At 70.7% G+C, this 283-nt stretch carries 1 protein-coding gene; it reads right to left on the bottom strand.

Annotated features, from left to right (window positions below):
• Positions 1–54: 54 nt before the first annotated feature.
• A partial coding sequence (locus GFD21_RS11200) for a hypothetical protein (RefSeq protein WP_225431811.1) occupies positions 55–283 on the bottom strand: 229 nt, incomplete at its 5' end.

Here is a 283-nt window from a genome sequence, read left to right as displayed (position 1 = left end):
CCCTTAGCTCCACGGATAAGGCAAAGGCCGGCGGTTTCCCGCCGGCCTTTTTCGTTACCGTCCGCGACTCAGTTGGTCGTGCCGGAGCCCGTGGAGCCGGATCCCGAGCCGGTCGATCCGGAGCCATCGGTCGATCCGGACCCGGAGCCGGTCGATCCGGATCCCGATCCGGTGGAGCCGGAGCCGTCCGTGGAACCCGAGCCCGTGGACCCGGAGCCGGTCGATCCGGATCCCGATCCGGTGGAGCCGGAGCCGTCCGTGGAACCCGAGCCCGTGGACCCGG

The organism is Bifidobacterium platyrrhinorum (assembly GCF_010667645.1).
In the GTDB taxonomy this organism is placed as follows: Bacteria; Actinomycetota; Actinomycetes; order Actinomycetales; family Bifidobacteriaceae; genus Bifidobacterium; species Bifidobacterium platyrrhinorum.
Note: the sequence above shows the minus strand (reverse complement) of the source record. Positions and strands in the feature narration are given on the sequence as shown.